Here is a 398-nt window from a genome sequence, read left to right on the forward strand (position 1 = left end):
GCAAAACGATACCATTCTTATACTCTAAAAACTGTGAGCTGCTTGCAAGTCTTATCACACTCGTTTGTTGGACATGATCATTTGTAACAACCCCTTCAAGCGCTCCACCCGTGTCTGACAAATACTCACTTATCCTTTGCATCATCACACGGGCGCTCGTATTCACACTGCTAGGCTGCTGTCCTTCTGACCAATCAATCAAATCATCCACGCGCGTATTATCCGCCGCTCTAAGCGACCAATCATAAATCGTTGACATCTCTCGTGAATCCTAGTTCCGGTAAAATGGTCCGTAAAACGCCCGCATGAATTGCGTCATCAAAGGGTTATCATCATCACTCTCTTCTTCTTCCGAAGCTTCTTCTTGTGATGCTAATAATGCCCTTAAAACCTCTAAC

Annotated in this window: 2 pseudogenes; both read right to left on the bottom strand. The window is 44.5% G+C overall.

Features of this window, described 5'->3' with window-relative positions:
• A pseudogene (locus tag J7R10_RS09280) lies at positions 1-259 on the bottom strand (phage tail protein); the annotation flags it as partial.
• Positions 260-271: 12 nt separating this feature from the next.
• Positions 272-398: pseudogene (locus tag J7R10_RS10175) on the bottom strand (transglycosylase SLT domain-containing protein); the annotation flags it as partial.

The sequence above is a fragment of the Bartonella vinsonii subsp. berkhoffii ATCC 51672 genome (assembly GCF_902825225.1).
In the GTDB taxonomy this organism is placed as follows: Bacteria; Pseudomonadota; Alphaproteobacteria; order Rhizobiales; family Rhizobiaceae; genus Bartonella; species Bartonella berkhoffii.